Below are 18,033 nucleotides of genomic sequence, written 5' to 3'. Positions count from 1 at the left end.
CATGAACGCCAAGAAGATTCAGGCCGCCTGCGCCCCCTGGGTGCGCACACGGCTGCGTACCGCCCCCGGGATCTCCGCCGCCCTGGCGGTCCTGGTCCTGCTGACGGCCTTCCTCGCCGCCGCGTTCCCGCGTGCGGTGGACGCCTACGAGACGAAGGCGCTGCGCCACGACATCACCGACGCCCAGCCCGGGCAGAGCGTCCTGGAGGTGACGACACCACCGCCGGCGCTCGGGCAGGCCCCGTCGGTCCGGGAGCGCGCGATGCGCGAGGACGCGCTGTCCGAGGCGGACCGGGCGCTGGCGAGGACGTTCCCCGCGCCCCTGCGTGCGGACGTGCCTCGCTCCTCGTACGGGGTGCACACGACGACACCCGTCGTCGCGCAGGAGCCCTGGCTGCCGCGCCCCGACGCGGTGCCGCCGCAGTTCACCTACGCGGCGCCCTCGGCGCTCCCCGAGCACAGCACCCTGCGGTCGGGGCGCTGGCCGGCCGTGCACGGCGAGGTGACGCAGGAGTCCCGCGAGGTCGAGGCCGCCGTCACCACGGAGACCGCGGCGGAGCTGCGGATGAAACCGGGCTCCACGATCTCCGTGCCCACCACGCGCGGAACACCGCTCACCGTACGGATCACCGGCATCGTCACGCCGCTGCGGCCGAAGAGCGGCTACTGGGCGGTGGACCCGTTGCTCCGCGCCCCCTCCCTGGTCAGGGACCCGGGGTCGCCGACGCCTGTCTTCTACTGGAGGGCCACGCTGCTGCTGCCCTCGGACGCCGCGCCCGCGCTGCTGGCGACCATGAGCGAGCCCGAGCTGTACTGGCGTTTCGCCCCGGACGCCTCTGATCTCACCGCGGCCGACGCGTCCCGCCTGGGAACGTCCGTGGCCGTGATGGAGAACGGCCCCGGGCTCCTGAAGCTGCGCGACATCGCCGGCCCGAACACCACGCTCACCACCGACCTGGACGCCATCGCCGGCGCCCACCTGGCGATGCGTGCCGCGATCGACTCCGTCGTCACGGTCGCCGCGATCGGGATCGGCGCGGTGGCCGCCGTCGTCCTGCTGATGACCGGTGGGCTGATCGGGGCCCGACGTCACCACGAACTCGCCCTGCTGCGCTCGCGCGGCGGGTCGCTGCGGGGCATCGGCGGGCGGCTGCTCGCCGAGACCTCCGTGACCGTGCTGCCGGCGGCGGCACTCGGACTTCTCCTTGCCGTGCTGCTCGTCCCGGAGGCACGGTTCCTGCCCGCCGCGGTGGGAGCCTGCGCCGTCGCGGCGCTGGTCTGTGTGGTGCTGCCGCTCCGCACCACGCTGCAGCACCGCAGGCCGCTGCTCCACGGGGCGCGCGACGACATGGTGAACGCCCGGCCCTCGCGACGGCGCACGGTCGCCGAGCTGACCCTGCTCGTCCTGACGGTCGGCGCGGTCGCCGCGCTGCGCCGCCGGGGTACGTCGACGGGGTCGGGGACCGACCTCCTGATCAGTGCCGCCCCGGTCCTGGTGGGCCTGATCGCGGCCCTCGTGCTGGTACGCCTGTACCCCCTGCCGCTGCGGCTGGCGTCCCGCCCCGTGGCGCGGCTGCGCGGTGCGGTCGGCTTCCTGTCCTTGGCCCGCGCCGGCCGCGCCTCGTCGAGCGGAACCCTGCCCCTGCTGGCCCTCCTGGTCGCGCTGACCACGGCGGCCTTCGGCGGCTCGGTCCTCGCCGGCGTCGCCGACGCGCGTGACGCCGCCGCGCTGCGGGCGGTCGGCGCGGACGCGAGGATCAGCGGTGAGGGAGCGCTCAAGCCGGTCCCGGACGCGGTCGTGCGCCGGGTGCGGGCGGTGGACGGCGCCGAGGGCGTCGCGGCCGTCCGCATCGAGTACACGACCCCGCTGGCGGCGTCCGCGGACGTCAGGTCGGACACGAAGCGCGTGACCCTGATCGGTGTCGAGCCCGGCTCCTACGCACGGCTGGCCCGCGACACCGGGCTGCCCGCCTTCCCCACGGACGCGCTGTCGGGCGGCGGCCGGGGCAGGGACGAGGCGCTCCCCGCGGTGGCCTCGCCCGCACTCGCCCGGCGGCTCGGGGACCGGCCGCACACCGTCCGGTCCCAGGCCGGGGACATCAGCGTGCGGGTGGCCGCCGTCCTCCCCCGGACGTCCGCGGTCAGCGACTCCGAGTTCCTGATCGTCGACTCGGCGGCGCCCGCCATGGGCAGGCCCACCACCCTGCTGGTCACCGGGTCCTCTCTCGATCAGGCCCAGCTGCGGGCGGCGGCGCGCGCGGCGGGTCCGGAGTACGCGGTACGGATACGGGCCGTCGAGCGCGGGGTGTTCGTGGACACCCCGATGCAGGCGGGCGCCGAACAGATCTACGGGGCGGCTGTCGCGGCGGGCGCCGGATACGCGCTGCTCGCCGTGCTTCTCTCCCTGCTGCAGACCGCGCCGGAACGCACCACGCTCCTGGCCCGGCTGCGCACCATGGGGCTCACCACCCGGCAGGGCCGGCGGCTGCTCGCGTTCGAGGCGATGCCGCAGGCGCTGCTGGCCGCGTTCGGCGGGCTCCTCGTCGGCTGGGCGACCATCGCCCTGCTGGCACCGGGCATCGACCTGGCGGCGCTGGCGCTGGCGGGCGGGGCTCCTGGAGAGGCGCACGCCGTCTCGCTGCGGGCGGACCCGCGCTCACTGGCGCTCCCGGCGCTGGGCGTGGTCGTCCTCGCCGGCGCCGTGGCCGGCGTCCAGGCGTGGTGGGCGAGCCGCCGCGGATCGATCAAGGAACTCAGGGCAGGAGACACCCGGTGACATCGTCGACAGAGACCACCCTGGCGGAACTGGAACAGCGGGCGGCGGCGCGCCGTGACCGGCCGTCGTACGGACACGACTCCCTGATCGCCTGCGACCGGCTGGTCCGCATCTTCTCCGCGGACGGGGTGGAGGTGCAGGCGCTCCAGGGACTCGATCTGCTGGTCACCAAGGGCGAGTTGATGGCGCTGGTCGGGGCCTCGGGGAGCGGCAAGTCGACCCTGATGAACATTCTGGCCGGCCTGGACGTCCCCACCGCGGGATCGGCGAAGGTGGCGGGCTGCGATCTGCTCTCGATGGGGCCGAAGGAACGGCTGCGCTACCGGCGCGACGTCGTCGGCTTCGTCTGGCAGCAGACCTCCCGCAATCTGCTGTCGTATCTGACCGCCGCCCAGAACATCACGCTCCCGATGCAGCTGCGCGGGGGCGGCCGGAACCGCGAACGGGCCGCGCGCGCCGAGTCGTTGCTGGAGATGCTGGAGGTCGCGGACTGCCGGGACCGCCGCCCCGCCCAGATGTCCGGCGGGCAGCAGCAGCGGGTGGCGATCGCGGTGGCCCTGGCCAACAACCCCTCGGTGCTGCTCGCCGACGAACCGACCGGTGAGCTGGACTCGGCGACGGGCGAGCAGGTGTTCGCCGCGTTCCGCCGGGCCAACGAGGAACTCGGTACGACGATCGTGATCGTGACCCACGACCAGGCCGTGGCGAGCGAGGTACGCCGCACGGTCGCGATCCGGGACGGCCGCACGTCGTCCGAGGTCCTCCGGCGCACCGAGGTGGATGCCGCGACGGGGCAGGAGTCCCAGGTGGCACGGGAGTACGCGATGCTCGACCGGGCGGGCCGGCTGCAGCTCCCGGCGGACTACACCGAGGCGCTGGGGATGGAGCACCGGGTGATGCTCGAACTGGAGCGGGACCACATCGGGGTGTGGCCGGACGCGCCGAAGGAGTAGGCCCGGGGGCGGGAGGGAGGGCTCAGACCGTCCCGACGGTCACGGCGAGGGTGCCGAGGCCACCGCCCGTGCCCCGCACGGCGATCGAGCCGTACGGTGTGCGCAGCCGCATCCACGAACCGGTGGTGAGCAGCGCGACGGGGAAGCCCGCCGCCGCGCGCAGGAAACCGAGCGACTGGGCGGCGTGCACGGCACGCAGCGGGAGCTCCGTCTCCCCGACCGTCCGGGACCAGATGTCGCGGCCGATGAGGTCGCGCTCCGTCCTGGTGCGCCGCTCCTCCGGAAGCGCCGCGTCGCGTGACCGGAACTCGGCCACGGCGTCGGCGAGCGCGGTGCGCAGGTCGACCGGCCCGGGCAGCCCGGTGCGCTCCCGCCAGCCGCCACGCGGCGGCAGCACCCCGGCCCAGGGCGGCCCGGTCACGGGCACCGGCAGGGAGCCGACACCGGCGGCACCGTCGTCCGCCCCGCCCGTGTCCAGCGCTTCGAGGAGTTCCCCTGCCGACACGGTGACGTCGAAGTCGTGCGTCCCGGACAGCCGGACCGTACGGATCGCGAGGACCTCGAACGACGGCGGCCGGCCGAAGACCGCGAGCGCGCCGCCGCCCGCCTGGAGGCGGACGGCGGCGGCCCGGTCGTAGTGCAGCAGCCTTCCGAGGAAGGCGGCGAGGTCCGCCGCCTCCCTCGCGTCGGCGAACCGCAGCGACCGTACAGGCACTGTCATACGACGGCGGGCTCCTGGTCGAGGTACTCCTGCAGGAAGTGCTTCTCCTCGGCCGTGATCCGCCGCGGCCGCTCCTCCGCCAGGTTGTACGGCACGACGACCGTCGACGCCCGTACGTAGACCTGGTCCGGGTCCTTCACCTCGTAGGCGATGGTGAGCGACGCGGCGGTTATCTTCGTGACCCAGGACTCGATGGTCACCGGCGCGTGCCGGTGGACCAGCGGGCGCACGTAGTCGATCTCGTGCCGGGCCACGACGGAGCCGCCCGAGAAGGACGGCGAACCGTCCCCCGGCGCCAGCCGGAACATGAAGTCGATGCGCGCCTCCTCCAGGTAGCGGAGGAAGACCACGTTGTTCACGTGGCCGAAGGCATCCATGTCCGACCAGCGCAGCGGGCAGCTGTAGATGTGACGGGCCAAGTCGATCAGCCTCGCGTGAGCTTCTTGTACGTGGCACGGTGCGGGCGGGCCGCGTCCGCACCGAGGCGCTCGACCTTGTTCTTCTCGTACGACTCGAAGTTGCCCTCGAACCAGTACCACTTGGAGTCGCCCTCGTACGCCAGGATGTGCGTGGCGACGCGGTCCAGGAACCAGCGGTCGTGGGAGATGACCACCGCTGCTCCGGGGAACTCCAGCAGCGCGTTCTCGAGCGAGGACAGGGTCTCCACGTCGAGGTCGTTGGTGGGCTCGTCGAGGAGCAGCAGGTTGCCGCCCTCCTTGAGCGTCAGCGCCAGGTTCAGGCGGTTGCGCTCACCACCGGAGAGGACACCGGCCGGCTTCTGCTGGTCCGGACCCTTGAAGCCGAAGGCCGAGACGTACGCCCGCGAGGGCATCTCGACGTTGCCGACGTTGATGTAGTCCAGCTCGTCCGACACGACGGCCCAGAGGGTCTTCTTCGGGTCGATGTTGGCGCGGGACTGGTCGACGTAGGAGATCTTGACCGTGTCGCCGACCTTGATGGCGCCGGAGTCCGGCGTCTCCAGGCCCTGGATCATCTTGAACAGCGTGGTCTTGCCCGCACCGTTCGGACCGATGATGCCGACGATGCCGTTGCGCGGCAGCGTGAACGACAGGTCGTCGATGAGGACCTTGTCGCCGAAGGCCTTCGACAGGTTCTCGACCTCGACGACGATGGAACCGAGCCGCGGGCCCGGCGGAATCTGGATCTCCTCGAAGTCCAGCTTCCGCATCTTGTCCGCCTCGGCCGCCATCTCCTCGTAACGGGCGAGACGTGCCTTGGACTTGGTCTGGCGGCCCTTGGCGTTGGAGCGGACCCACTCAAGCTCTTCCTTGAGCCGCTTCTGACGCTTCTCGTCCTTGCGGCCCTCGACCTTGAGGCGGGTGGCCTTCTTCTCCAGGTACGTGGAGTAGTTGCCCTCGTAGGGCAGTGCGCGGCCGCGGTCGAGCTCGAGGATCCACTCGGCGACGTTGTTCAGGAAGTACCGGTCGTGCGTCACGGCGACGACGGCGCCCGCGTACTTCGAGAGGTGCTGCTCCAGCCAGTTCACCGACTCGGCGTCGAGGTGGTTGGTGGGCTCGTCGAGGAGGAGCAGGTCCGGGGCCTCGATGAGCAGCTTGCAGAGCGCCACACGGCGCTTCTCGCCGCCGGAGAGGTTGTTGACGGGCCAGTCGCCGGGCGGGCAGCCCAGGGCGTCCATGGCCTGTTCCAGTTGCGCGTCCAGGTCCCACGCGTTGGCGTGGTCCAGGTCCTCCTGGAGCTTGCCCATCTCGTCCATGAGCGCGTCGGAGTAGTCGGTCGCCATGAGCTCCGCGACCTCGTTGAAGCGCTTGAGCTTGCCCATGATCTCGGCGGCGCCGTCCTGGACGTTCTCCAGGACGGTCTTCGACTCGTCGAGCTTCGGCTCCTGCATGAGGATGCCGACGCTGAAACCGGGCGAGAGGTAGGCCTCGCCGTTGGACGGCTGCTCCAGGCCCGCCATGATCTTCAGCACCGTGGACTTACCGGCGCCGTTGGGCCCCACGACACCGATTTTCGCGCCGGGCAGGAAGTTCAGGGTGACGTCGTCGAGGATCACCTTGTCGCCGTGCGCCTTGCGCGTCTTGCGCATGGTGTAGATGAACTCAGCCAAGAGAAACCGTCCGGCAGCAATAGAGGTGTGGGCAGATACACCCATCTTGCCTGACGTCCGCACCCGGACGGAAACCCGTCCGGTTCCCGGTACCCGCGTCCGGACCGCCGGGAAGCCGGAGAGCCCGGTACGGATGTCCGTACCGGGCTCTCCACCGGCGCTTTCGCGCCGTACCGCTACACGTCACTCACCGCTGCTCTGCGTCTTCTTCCTGCGGAGGAAGAAGACCGCGCCGCCGCCGAGGACGACGAGGGCGATCGCGACACCCGCGATGACGGGGGTGGCGCTGGATCCGCCGGTCTCGGCGAGGTCGCCCTCGGCACCGGTGGAGCTGGTGCCGGTCTGGGCCGGCACCGGCTCGGAGCCACTCTGGGTCTCGGTGTCGTCACCCGGTGCGGGGGTGCCGGCCGTCTTGCAGTCCAGGACGCCCTTGAAGTTCTTGCTGAAGCCACCGGGGCCGGTGATCGTGAAGTCGTACGCCTGGTCCTCGGCGACCGGGATCGTCACCGTGCGGGTCTCGCCGGCGGCGATGGTGTGCTCGGCACCGGCCAGGGTGAAGGTGAACGGCTCGTCGCCGTTGTTGGCCGCGGTGATGTCCACGCCGCCCTTGGCGCAGTTCTTCTCCGCCGTGAGCGCGGGGACCGCGCCCTTCTCGGCCCAGGTCGCGCTCGCCGCGGCGGTGACGGTGGACTCGCTGGAGCCGGCGAGGATCATGGTCTGGCTCTTGGTCAGCCCGGCGAAGACCCGGCCCACGGGCACGGAGGTCGAGGCCTGGACGGAGAACGAGGCGGAGCCGTCGGTGGCGTCCTCGGGGACGGAGAAGTACAGGTCGGCGCCGTCTGCAGCCTCGGTGACGGGCTTGCCTGCCTTGTCGGTGACCTGGACCCCGCTGGCGGCGGCGTCGGCGGGCGGTACCACCGAGACCTGGCCGGCGTCGGTGTGGACGGTGACCGGACCCAGCTTCTCACCGGCCTTGCCGGAGACCGCGGCCGGAGACAGCCCCACGGACGCCTTGGGCTCCGCGAGATTTTGGGCGTTCTCCTCCAGCCAGTCGGCGAGCTTCTCGGCGTTCGCGTCCTTGGCCGTCACGTCGGCCTTGTCCGAGAAGCGCCAGATGGCGACCTGGGTGCCGGCGGCGGCGGTCTTCTCGTCGAGCGGGCCGGTACCGGCCTTCTCGGCGAGCGCCGCGAAGTCGTTGACCTGCGGGTAGGAGTGCTGCAGGATCCAGCGCACCTTGCCGGCGTCCTCGTTGGCGCCGAGCGAGGACTGGTCCCAGGGGGTCTCCGAGTACTTCGCACCGTCCTTGGTGGGCGTGTGGAAGTCGATGCAGTACGTCTGGATGGTGCCGCCGCCGTCGACCTTCATCTCGAACAGGCCGGCGGGCAGCTCCTGGGGCTTCTTGCCCTCACCGGTGTTGAGCTCGGCGAAGCCGTAGGTCTTCAGACCGTCCAGCACGGCGACCGCACCGCCCTGATGCTGGCCCGTCTCGTCCGCCGGCGCGGCCGTGGCGGCCGTCGCTGCGACGATCGTTCCCGCAGCGACCAGCCCGGTGGCCAGCATCGCGGCGGCCGCCCTGACGAGACCGCGGCCGTGGCCCTTGCTCCGGCCCCCTGGGGAGCCCTCCATCGCCGCCGTCGACGACGAAGTGGACGCTGAAGACACAGAAAACACAGAATTCCCCTCCGGGCGAGACCTTCACGCATGAGTCGCGTGTGGGAGGTGCCTCGCCAGCAAACTCAAGTGCCGCATGAGTACTGGGGAATCGTAAGGATCGAACGAAGAGCAGTCCCCCGTCATGCCGTCAGATAAGCATTCCGACTCGTAATCGTTACAGCTTTCATCGGCGCGCCCCCGTTGTTCAGGACACCGATGCCATTTCCGTGGCCGGTTTCTGACGATGCGTAGGCGCAATGAGAGCGGGATCGGCTCTGACCACGCGCCGGAACGCGGCCGTCCCCCTGGTCAGGTCATGTCCCACCGCCACCGCGTCGATGTCCACGGACGTTTTCCACACCCCGTCGCGTTCCTCCTCCCGCACCCTCAGACGCCCGTGCACGACGAGCGGTTCGCCCACGGAGACCGAACCGGACAGGTTCGCCGCGAGCGTGCGCCGGGCCCACACCGTGTAGAAGCTGGTGCGGCCGTCCGCCCAGCTCTGCCGCTCGCGATCCCATCGCCTGGGCGTCACCGCGAGCCGGAAACGAGCCGTCGCCCCCGCCTCCGTCTCCCGGAAGTCCACCGGGGTCGCGCTGTTTCCCACCAGCGTCACCAAGGTCTCGTTCATTTCCGTCCCCCGTTTCCGTCGCGTTCCGCCGCACTTCTCCGTGCGTCGCGTCCGCAGCCTTCAGCACTTTCCGTCCGGCTTTCCGGCGCACCGTCCTGCCTGCACCGATGCGGTGCGAAGACGTCCTGTCCGGGGCGTCTGTCCGGTGCGTCTGTCCGGTCCGTGCACACCATCCTGGGGGGAAACGGGAAATCGCGCCGGGGCTGTGGATTACCGGCCGGTTGTGGAGAACTCCGTCACCGTCACATACCGTTCCCGCACCTCGCGATAGCGCGCCAGTTCCGCCGCCACCGGGTCGAGCACCCTGGCCCGGCCGCAGCCCGCGGCGGCTTCGCGCAGGCGCCGTTCCGCCTCCTGCCCGTAGCGCCGCGCGGGGCCCCGCGCGGCGGCCGCGCACGACCATTCGACGAGCGGTCCGCCGATCACTCCCGCCAGCATCAACAGGGCCGGGACGATCAGCCCGGGTTCGAGGAAGCCCACGATCTGGCCCAGCAGCCAGAGTCCGCCGAAGATCTGGAGCAGGGTCATGGAAGCCTGCGCCAGCACCGCGGCGGGCCACCACGCAGGACGCGGCGGCCGTGCCGCCCGACCAGCGGGGGTGCCCGTGAGGGGTACGGCCCCGGCCGCACCCGTTCCGCGCCCGGCCGGGAACGCCGTCTTCCCCGCGGTGCCCGGACCGCCCGGATCCGTTGCGGCGGAAGCGGTGTCCCCGCCCCTGCCGCGGCCTCGACCGGCCGAGGCCGTCTGCGCGTTCCGCGCCAGCTCGTCCAGCGCCTCGGGGAGGCCTTCGGCGCCGCTCACCGCCGCCTCGCGCACGGCCTGCGCCCAGGGGGCCGGCAGACCGTGCACCGCGTCGTCCGCCAGCGTCCGCACCGCCTGTTCCACGCGCTGGCGGGCGGTGAGCTCCTCCTCGGGCGGCGCGAGGGCCTGTGCCATCAGGTCCAGACCGCCGAGCTGCCGGGTGGACTCGTACCAACGCCACAGACGCAGCCACGGCGTTCCGCACGCCCGCCCCGCGTTCCTGCGCCACTCGCGCTCCGCCGCCTGTCCCGCCGCGGCCGCGCCGACGGCTTCGGCCAGCCGGTCGGTGAACTGTTCGCGGGCCCGTTCACCGAGTCCGGGCCGCCCCTCCGCGACGTACACCTGACGGAGCCGGGCCGCGGCCGCGTCGACGTCCGCGGAGAGCCTGCGCGCCGCCGCCGTACGGTCCTGGACGAACCTGCCGAGGAGTTCGCGCAGGTCGGCCACTCCGGCTCCGGTCAGGGCGGACAGCGACATGACGGTGGCGCCCGGCTCGCCGTGCTCCCCCACCGCCATGCCGTCCTCGTCCAGCAGCCTGCGCAGGTCGTCGAGGACGAGGTCCGCGGCGTCGCCGGGGAGCCGGTCGATCTGGTTGAGGACGACGAAGGAGACCTCCGCGTGCCCGGCGAGCGGCCGCAGGTAGCGCTCGTGCAGGGCGGCGTCGGCGTACTTCTCCGGGTCGACGACCCAGATCACCGCGTCGACCAGGGCCAGCACCCGGTCGACCTGGGCCCGGTGACCGGTCGCCGCAGAGTCGTGGTCGGGCAGATCCACCAGGACGAGCCCCTGGAGCGCCTCGTCGGCCGGCGTACTGCCCTGGACGGGCCTGCGCCGCAGGCGGCCGGGGATGGCCAGCCGGTCGAGCAGTCCGGCGGCGCCGTCGGTCCAGCTGCAGGCGATCGGCGCGGACGTGGTGGGCCTGCGCAGCCCGGTGTCGGAGATCTGCACGCCGGCGAGTGCGTTGAAGAGGGTGGACTTCCCGCTGCCGGTGGCCCCGGCGACGGCGACGACGGTGTGCCTGGAGGAGAGCCGCTGGCGGGCCGAGGCCTCGTCGAGCACGCGTCCCGCCTCGGCGAGGGTGTCCCCGTCCAGCCGGGCGCGGGAGAGCCCGACCAGCTCCCGGAGCGCGTCGAGCCGGGGCCGCAGGGGGCTGCCCGGCAGTCCGTACGCCTCGACCTGGGTCCCGGCCTCGTCCTGGGCCGTACGCTCCCCCTCGGCCCGCTCCTTCGACGCCTCGGCGGCACGGCGCGCGATGAGCCCGTCGTCCCAGCGCCGCTCGTCGCCCCCGCCGGACTCGTCGGGGATCTCTGGTGTCCCTGGCGTCCCGGGCTTCTGCAGGATGCCGGGCGCCTCGGGGTTCTCGGGCGTCTCGGCGTTCCCGCTCCCCGGTCCGTGTCCGTGGTCCTGGTCGGTGACGGCAGTCATCGCTGCTTCCTCTCCTTCTGCAGTACGGACAGCGCGGCGATGAGTTCGGCCTGTGGCTCCGGGGCCACTTCGAGCGCGTCGAGCGGCGCGAGCCGCCGGTCGCGTTCGCCGTGCAGGACCTGGCCGAGGCAGGTGGTGAGCAGCGCCCCTCCCTTGTCGCGCAGGCGCAGCGCTCCCTGGGCACCGATCCGTTCGGCGAGCTGCTCGCCGGCGCCCCTCGCCCGGCGTCCCCCGAGCAGGGCCGCCGCGAGCAGCGCCGCCACCGTCTCGGCGTCCGGCGCCGCGTTGCGTTCCAGCAGTCGCGCCTCCTCCTCGGCCAGCTCCTCCAGAACCCTCCTCCAGCGCCGTACGGCCATGCCGACACGACCCTGGATGTCCTCGGCCGGGCCCCAGCCTCCGGCCTCCCGGCCCGCGTCCTCGAACCGGAAGATCCCGGCGGCGGGTTCGCGCCGCCAGGTCGTACGGATCTGCTCGTCCGCCGCGGCCACCGCGCACTGCAGCAGAGCGGTGAGGCTCTCCACGAGTGCGTCCAGCAGCTCTCCCGCCGTGCTGTAGAGCGGGTAGCCGCGCCAGCGGGTGCGGGCGCCGCCCGCGAGCACGGCACCGTCCTTCAGCCGCCGTCCGACGCGCGACAGCTCCTTCCCGTACGCCTCCTCGACCACACCGGTCAGCCGGACGGCCGCGGCGTACTGCGCGGCGACCGCCGCGGCGAGCTCGGGCATCCGCACGTTCAGCGAGTCGATGACCCCGGACGCCGTCCGCCCCACGGCCTGCTGACGGGCCGCCGGGTCCTGCGCCCGGTGGGTGAGCCAGGCCCTGAGGGGTGCCACGGCGGTGGTGGGCAGCAGCCCGCTGCCGCCTCCCGCGGACTCGGGCAGCTCCGGGATCGTGAACCGGGGCACGTCGCCCAGACCGGCCCGGGTGAGCAGGGCGGCGTACTGGCGGGAGACCTCGCCGATCACCTGGTGCGGCACCCGGTCCAGGACGGTGACCAGTGAAGCGTCGTACTCCTTCGCGGTCCGCAGGAGGTGCCAGGGCACGGCGTCGGCGTACCGGGACGCGGTGGTCACCATGATCCACACGTCGGCGGCGCAGATGAGTTCGGCGGCGAGCACGCGGTTCCGTACGACGAGCGAGTCGATGTCAGGCGCGTCCAGGAGGGCCAGCCCGCGCGGCAGGGTCGCCGCCGTCTCCACGCGCAGCACGGACTCGTCGTGGTCCCCCTCGGCACCGAGGTGGTCGAGCCCGTCGGGGTCCCGGGGCCGCCCCGGGGGCAGCCACACCCGGGTCAGCTGCGGCAGCACGCGCACCCCGGCGAACCAGTGGTGGTCGTCCGGATGGCAGACGAGCACGGGGGTTCTGGTGGTCGGGCGCAGCACCCCGGCCTCACTGACCCGGCATCCCACCAGCGAGTTGACGAGCGTGGACTTGCCCGCGCCGGTGGATCCGCCGATCACCGCGAGCAGCGGTGCGTCGGGGTCCTTGAGGCGAGGTACGAGGTAGTCGTCGAGCTGGGCGAGCAGTTCGGTCCGCGTCTGCCGGGAGCGCGGGGCTCCGGGCAGCGGGAGTGGAAGACGCACGGCAGCGACACGGTCGCGCAGGGCGGAAAGTGCGTCGATGAGCTGGGGCCGTACATCCATGGTTACCACATGTGAAGAATGCCCAATTTTGACGGCTTTTTGAAGCGTATAGGCCCCTCTGCGCGGCGGATCCGTTCCGGGGGACAGAGGGGACGAGTGGGGCGCAGGCATAACGAGTGCACAACACCCGTGGCGTGAGGCGCGAAAAGCGGTGCACGAATCGCACCTACCTGCGATTATCGGTTCGCTTCACTGAACCTCCACATCGTGCCACGCAGGTGAAGCAACCGGGACGAGGCGATCTGAGCCCTATCCTTGTCCCGGCAGCGTCGCGGATGGCTTGAACCCACGCCCTCCGGGACACCGGCCGACACCCGGCCCCCGTAGCTCAGTGGATAGAGCAGGCGCCTTCTAAGCGCTTGGCCGCAGGTTCGAGTCCTGCCGGGGGCACACCGTCCGCACCACCTTCAGGCCCTCCTACCCGGAGGGCCTTTTCGCTGGTCGAAGGCACACCGGAGGCCCGCCGTAGAGCGCGCAAAAGCGCCCGGCCAACTCCGGCCGGCCACGATTCCTCGCGGAAAGGGCGGGCCGCCCCCGGAGGAGTGGCCCGCCCCTGTCTCATGTGCCGTCGCGCTACTGCTTCCTGAGGGTGAAGTTACTGATCACCGTCCCGCCCTTGACGAGCTTCACCGTGGCCGTGGTCGGCGCGTAGCCGTCCTTGGCCGCGATGAGGGTGAGCGGGTTGTTGCGGGTGTCCAGCCACAGCGCGTAGGTGCCGTCGGCAGCCGTGCGCAGTGTGTAGGTGGACGCCCAGCTGTCGATCTCGACGGTCGCCCCCGCGATCGGGGCCGTGGTCCCGTTCGCCGCCTTGCCGAGGATCGTGCCCGTGATCTTGCCCCACGTCTTCGGCGGGTTCACCGTCAGCGACACGGGGAGCTTCGAGCCGCCGTACGGCGTGTCGGTGCTGAACGCCAGCGACGCGCGGTACGTACCCGGCTGGGTGATCTCGGGTACCGACGCGTCCAGCGAGACGGTGAACGTCGCGCTGGCACCCGGCTGGACGGTCAGTTCCTGGCTGCTCTCGCTCAGCCACGAGACGTCCCCGGTCCCGTCCTGGTCGTACCCCGCGAGGTACTCGGCCTGGGTGGAGGGCGTGTTCGGCGCGTCACCGCCACCCAGCTTGTAGAAGCCGAGGGCGCCGGCGCCGCGGTAGGTGGCGACGTTGGCGTTCGGCAGGGCGTTCCACGCGCCGGAACTCGCGTCGAAGGCGAAGCTCTGGTTGATCAGCGCGTTGTCGCTGACACCGCCGGTGGAGACGAGTTGCCCGTTGGCCGCGGCGTACGACGCACCCCACGCCGCGATCGGCATGTCCGCGACCTGGCTCCAGCTGTCGGAGTCCGGGTCGTAGGAGTAGGCGTGCTTGAGCACGCTCTGACCCGAGGTGCCACCGGCGCAGTACAGCTTGCCGCCGATGCCGCCGCAGGACTCCCACGCCACGGTCTCGGGGTAGTCCGCGATCTGCGACCAGCTGTCGTTGCCCGGGTCGTACACACTGCCGTTCTTGCTGCCACAGACGTCGGTGCAGCCTCCGATCACGTACAGCTTGCCGTCGAGGACCGCCGTGCCGGCGCCCGCGAACGCGTGCGTGGTGGCAGCTCCGGTCGTCCAGCTGTTCGCCTCGGGGTCGTACACCTCCAGCTTCGTGTCAGGGGTTCCCGTCTGGAGCCAGCCGCCCACGACGTAGAGCTTGCCGTCGATGAATCCGGCCGAGGGGCCCTCTCGTCCGTCGGTCGCGGACGCCTTCTTCGACCACGCTCCGGTTTCCGTGTTCAAGCCGTACAGATCGCTCGAGACACCGGAGCCGCTGTACCCGAATCCGGTGTAGACGATGCCGTCGTGCACGGCGCCGATGTTGCTCATGGTCGCCTGCGGCAGGTTGGGAGCCGTCTGCCAGGTACCGTCCGCCGGGGCGGCGGCGGGGCTCGCCGCGGGACCGGCCTTCGTGGAGGCGGCCCCGGCCCGTGCCTTGCTCGGTCCGGTCGGGTACGTGCCCTTGATCCTCTGGAGCGGCGCACCCTGCTTCTGGTCCTGAGGCTGGTACTTGCCCGCCTGCTCGGACATCTTCAGTGTGGCGGCCGCGCCACCGGTGTTCCTGACGGTGACCTTCTGGGTGGCCTGTCCACCCCACGCGACGGTCTTGGTCACGGTTTCCGGGGTCACGCTCAGCCGGCCCGCCGCGAGGGTGAAGCCGGTGGACGCCGCACTGTCGACTGCCGTCCTCACGGTCTTCGACTGCTTCGTGTAACGGCTCTTCGACGCGGTGATGCTGTGCTTGCCCAGGTCGGGCGTGAAGACCGAGTAGAAACCGTCGGAGACGTCGGGGTCGTCCGGCGTGGCGACGGTCGTGGTCGTCACGGTCGGCGTGTCGTCGCTTGTCACGGCGGCGCCCGTCACGCCATTTCCGGTGTTGGCGTCCGTGACTTCACCGACGAGCAGACCTCCGGGGATCGCCTCGAGCGTGCGCTCCCCGATGAAGACGTCGTCGATCTTCCACCACCAGCCGAAGAATCCGACGAAGTGGAATCGCAGGGTGACGTTCTGGACCCCCGCGTACTCGTCCAGCGGGACGGTGATCTTCGAGGCACCGTTGGTCGAGGAGACGGCGGACCACACGGTCTTCCAGGTCTCCCCGCCGTCGTCGGACGCGTCGACGGTGGCCTCCTGGCCGCCCGACGCAAGGTAGTCGGTGGCGAAGGACGCCACCGGGTGACTGTCGGCCGAGAAGTTGTAGGAGGGGCTGATCAGCTGGGAGTCCGTGGTCGAGCCGGGACCCGCGTTGTCGCTGTCGGCGATGGCGAAGGTGCCGGCGCCGCCGGTCGTGTTGCCACGCGCGCCCGGGTCGTCGAACTGCCAGCCGGAATCGGTCGAGTTGACGACCTTCCAGCCCTCCGGCGGTGCGGTGGTGTCGAACGGCTCCGTCTTGCCCGTGTCCTTGACCTCGTAGCCGGGTGCCGTGTCTCCGAAGGCGTTCGCCTTCACCGCTATGTTCGTGGTGACCGGCGCTTCGTCCACCGTGATCTTCTCGCTCACGGCGCTGTACCCGCGGGTGGCCGACGCGATGTTCAGGGTGTAGCCGTGGTTCTCGGGCAGCGACAGGCTGTAGGAACCCGTGGCCGGGTCCGTCCAGACGGGGGCGCCGGGGACGCCCTCGACGGAGACCCGCGCGTACAGCGGCCAGCCGTGGCCGCTGCCGTCCGTCACCTTGCCCGAGACCGTCTGGTTCGGGACGGCGGTGAGGGCGAAGTTCTTCGTCAGCGCCGCGCCGTCGGTGACCTCCACCGACGAGGCCGCCGCCGACTTGTAGCCGTAGGCGTCGACAGCGATGTCGTACGTGCCCGCCGGCACGCTCAGCTTGTAGGAGCCGTCCGAGCCGGACCTGGCGAGGTTGTCGCCGACCGTGACCGTCGCGCCGGAGAGCGCCTTGCCGGTGGCGGCGTCCGTGACCGTGCCGGATACGGCACCGTGCGGGCCGCTGCGGAACGCGTCCACGCCGTTCGGCGTGCCGAGCCCGGTGGGGCCGTCGTAGCCCGTGCCGCCTTCGCACAGGTAGCTCGGGGTGCAGGACCCGTTGCTGCCGCCTGTCACGTCGTTGAGTCCCGCACCGTTGCCCGCGTACGGGTACGCGTTCGGGTACGTGCCTGCGACGGGCGTGCCCGCGACCGCGTACGTCGCGGCGATCAGGGGCGACGCGGCGCTGGTGCCGCCGTACACCGCCCAGCCGCCACCGCCGTACGTCTGGTAGACCGATACACCGGTCGCCGGGTCCGAGACCGCGGAGACGTCGGACAGGGCGCGGTTGGCGCACCCCGTGTCCTTCTGGAACGCCGGCTTCGGCTCGTAGAGGGAGCAGCCCGAACCGGCGCCGTCCCAGACGCTCTCGGTCCAGCCGCGCTCCGTGCTCGTGTCCCGGTGCAGCGCCGTGCCACCGGCCGCCGTGACGTACTGGGACGCGGCCGGGTAGCTGACCCCGTAGCCGAAGTCACCGGTCGACGCGACCACCGCCACGCCCGGGTGGTTGTAGTACGCGTCGTACTCGGTCGTCTCGGCCGGGTCCTCGCCGCCGCCACCGCGGTAGTCGGTGCCGTAGGAGTTGGACACGAACTTGGCGCCGAGCGCGACGGCCTGGTTGACTGCCGCGCCCAGGCTCTCGAAGCTCGCGTCGTCCGCCTCCACGAGCAGGATGTGGGCGTTCGGGGCCGCTGCCGACACCATGTCGAGGTCGAGGGAGATCTCTCCCGCCCAACCCGGGTCGGGTGCCGGGTAGTTCGTGCCGCCGCGCTGGTCCACCTTGGTGAAGCAGCCGTTGGCCGTGGTGCACTCCGGCAGGCCGAACTGCTCGCGGTACACCGCGAGGTCGCTCTCCGCGGTCGGGCTGTCGTAGGCGTCGACGACGGCGATGGTCTGCCCCGCACCGCCGTTGTCCGGCAGGTTGTACGCGCTGCGCAGGTCCGTCGCGCCGAAGCCTGCGGGAGCGTCCGAGGCCGGCCTCAGCCCCTTGATCTCCTTGACGTCCGTGCGGCGCAGCGAATAGCAGGTGGCCTCACCCGGCTTCGCCACGCCACAGCTCGCCTCGTACGCCACGCGGGCGTCGGCGGCGGGCGAGGTCCCGGCGGCGCCGGCCGCCGGGACCTGCAGACCCAGGACCCCCATGGCGGCCGCACTCAGAACCGCGAGCCCCCCGCCGATTCTCTGCCGCGCCTGTCCGCGCCGCTTCGGTATTTCTGATCTGCCGGACCCGTTCGATCTCTTCGATCTTGCCGCTGTGCGCAAGGCTATGACTCCATGCTGCGAGCAGGGGTCGGCCCGTGATTATCCCGGGGCGACAGCGAATGGACGTATTCGCCGGGAGCCAATTAGTGAGGCGCGTGCGATCAAGGTCAATACACGTTGCGTTACCGATTAATGACGCGTGGTCACCAAACGTACGAAGGTTGTGGAAAAGCCGTGAGAACGGCGTGAGCACGCCGGAGGGGCTCTATCGCGCGCTAAGTCATCACTTGTCCGCCACGTGAATCAGGCCTATCCCGGGAATCGGCGGGACGAACGATCAGCGCCCGGCTGCGCGCGTAGATGTCCGTGTTGCGCTTCCGGTCCACGGTCGCCGGACTCCGCCCCGCTACTCGCGCTCAGGTCCCATCGACCCGCGACCTGCGTGAATCGGTCCGGGCCGGAGGGAATACCCTCACCCACCGGCCTCCCCGGGCCCGTTGCGCACGGAGAGACCATGTCGGACATGCGCGCCACAGTGGAGTGGCCGACTTTATTTCCTCTGTCAAGGAAGCAGGATTCCGGCCCCGGCGGGAAAATCTCCCGTGCCCAGTCGCTCCGGCGCCGGACGCGAGAG

Annotated in this window: 10 protein-coding genes and 1 tRNA gene; 3 read left to right on the top strand and 8 right to left on the bottom strand. The window is 71.5% G+C overall.

Annotation, left to right across the window (positions count from 1 at the left end):
• The first annotated feature begins 1 nt into the window (after position 1).
• Both OG206_RS21585 and OG206_RS21580 read left to right on the top strand, forming a co-directional pair.
• The gene (locus OG206_RS21585; RefSeq protein WP_327118524.1) at positions 2–2,776 is read left to right on the top strand and encodes an FtsX-like permease family protein; all 2,775 of its coding nucleotides are present in this window, start codon (positions 2–4) and stop codon (positions 2,774–2,776) included.
• The gene (locus tag OG206_RS21580; RefSeq protein WP_327118522.1) at positions 2,773–3,729 is read left to right on the top strand and encodes an ABC transporter ATP-binding protein; all 957 of its coding nucleotides are present in this window, start codon (positions 2,773–2,775) and stop codon (positions 3,727–3,729) included. Before OG206_RS21585 ends, OG206_RS21580 begins: the two co-directional genes overlap by 4 nt.
• Before the next feature lie 22 nt (positions 3,730–3,751).
• Here the strand turns inward: OG206_RS21580 and OG206_RS21575 are convergent, their stop codons facing one another.
• The 7 genes from OG206_RS21575 to OG206_RS21545 form a co-directional block, all read right to left on the bottom strand.
• Positions 3,752–4,450 carry a hypothetical protein gene (locus OG206_RS21575; RefSeq protein WP_327118520.1) on the bottom strand — a complete coding sequence of 233 codons (699 nt, stop codon included), beginning with the start codon at positions 4,448–4,450 and terminating at the stop codon, positions 3,752–3,754.
• Positions 4,447–4,869 carry an acyl-CoA thioesterase gene (locus tag OG206_RS21570; protein WP_327118518.1) on the bottom strand — a complete coding sequence of 141 codons (423 nt, stop codon included), beginning with the start codon at positions 4,867–4,869 and terminating at the stop codon, positions 4,447–4,449. Before OG206_RS21570 ends, OG206_RS21575 begins: the two co-directional genes overlap by 4 nt.
• A gap of 5 nt (positions 4,870–4,874) precedes the next feature.
• Entirely contained in the window at positions 4,875–6,539 is a 1,665-nt protein-coding gene (gene ettA / locus OG206_RS21565; protein ID WP_327118516.1) for an energy-dependent translational throttle protein EttA, read from the bottom strand.
• A 183-nt stretch (positions 6,540–6,722) separates the two neighbouring features.
• Positions 6,723–8,165, bottom strand: coding sequence for an LAETG motif-containing sortase-dependent surface protein (locus OG206_RS21560; RefSeq protein WP_327122354.1), 1,443 nt, complete (start codon positions 8,163–8,165; stop codon positions 6,723–6,725).
• Between the two features lie 232 nt (positions 8,166–8,397).
• Positions 8,398–8,823: a single-stranded DNA-binding protein gene (locus OG206_RS21555; RefSeq protein ID WP_327118514.1), complete on the bottom strand. Its 426-nt coding sequence runs from the start codon at positions 8,821–8,823 to the stop codon at positions 8,398–8,400.
• 210 nt (positions 8,824–9,033) lie between these two features.
• Entirely contained in the window at positions 9,034–11,049 is a 2,016-nt protein-coding gene (locus OG206_RS21550; protein WP_327118512.1) for a YfjP family GTPase, read from the bottom strand.
• Positions 11,046–12,689, bottom strand: a complete 1,644-nt coding sequence (locus OG206_RS21545; protein WP_327118510.1) for a dynamin family protein — start codon at positions 12,687–12,689, stop codon at positions 11,046–11,048. The genes OG206_RS21550 and OG206_RS21545 overlap by 4 nt, the downstream gene beginning before the upstream one ends.
• A 317-nt stretch (positions 12,690–13,006) precedes the next feature.
• Here OG206_RS21545 and OG206_RS21540 point away from each other — a divergent pair.
• Positions 13,007–13,079: transfer RNA gene (locus OG206_RS21540), tRNA-Arg, on the top strand.
• A 183-nt stretch (positions 13,080–13,262) separates the two neighbouring features.
• Here the strand turns inward: OG206_RS21540 and OG206_RS21535 are convergent.
• On the bottom strand, positions 13,263–17,339 hold the full coding sequence (locus tag OG206_RS21535; protein WP_327118508.1) for a carboxypeptidase regulatory-like domain-containing protein: 4,077 nt from the start codon (positions 17,337–17,339) through the stop codon (positions 13,263–13,265).
• Between the last annotated feature and the right edge of the window lie 694 nt (positions 17,340–18,033).

Origin of the sequence: Streptomyces sp. NBC_01341, from assembly GCF_035946055.1 — a bacterium.
Classification (GTDB): Bacteria; Actinomycetota; Actinomycetes; order Streptomycetales; family Streptomycetaceae; genus Streptomyces.
This window is presented reverse-complemented; position numbering and strand designations above follow the sequence as displayed.

What these genes read in the sequence shown, in the direction of transcription:
- OG206_RS21575 (WP_327118520.1), bottom strand. Translation starts at nt 4,450, where the DNA reads ATGACAGTGCCTGTACGGTCGCTGCGGTTCGCCGACGCGAGGGAGGCG.
- OG206_RS21555 (WP_327118514.1), bottom strand. Translation starts at nt 8,823, where the DNA reads ATGAACGAGACCTTGGTGACGCTGGTGGGAAACAGCGCGACCCCGGTG.
- OG206_RS21585 (WP_327118524.1), top strand. Translation starts at nt 2, where the DNA reads ATGAACGCCAAGAAGATTCAGGCCGCCTGCGCCCCCTGGGTGCGCACA.
- OG206_RS21545 (WP_327118510.1), bottom strand. Translation starts at nt 12,689, where the DNA reads ATGGATGTACGGCCCCAGCTCATCGACGCACTTTCCGCCCTGCGCGAC.
- OG206_RS21535 (WP_327118508.1), bottom strand. Translation starts at nt 17,339, where the DNA reads ATGGGGGTCCTGGGTCTGCAGGTCCCGGCGGCCGGCGCCGCCGGGACC.
- OG206_RS21560 (WP_327122354.1), bottom strand. Translation starts at nt 8,165, where the DNA reads ATGGAGGGCTCCCCAGGGGGCCGGAGCAAGGGCCACGGCCGCGGTCTC.
- OG206_RS21550 (WP_327118512.1), bottom strand. Translation starts at nt 11,049, where the DNA reads ATGACTGCCGTCACCGACCAGGACCACGGACACGGACCGGGGAGCGGG.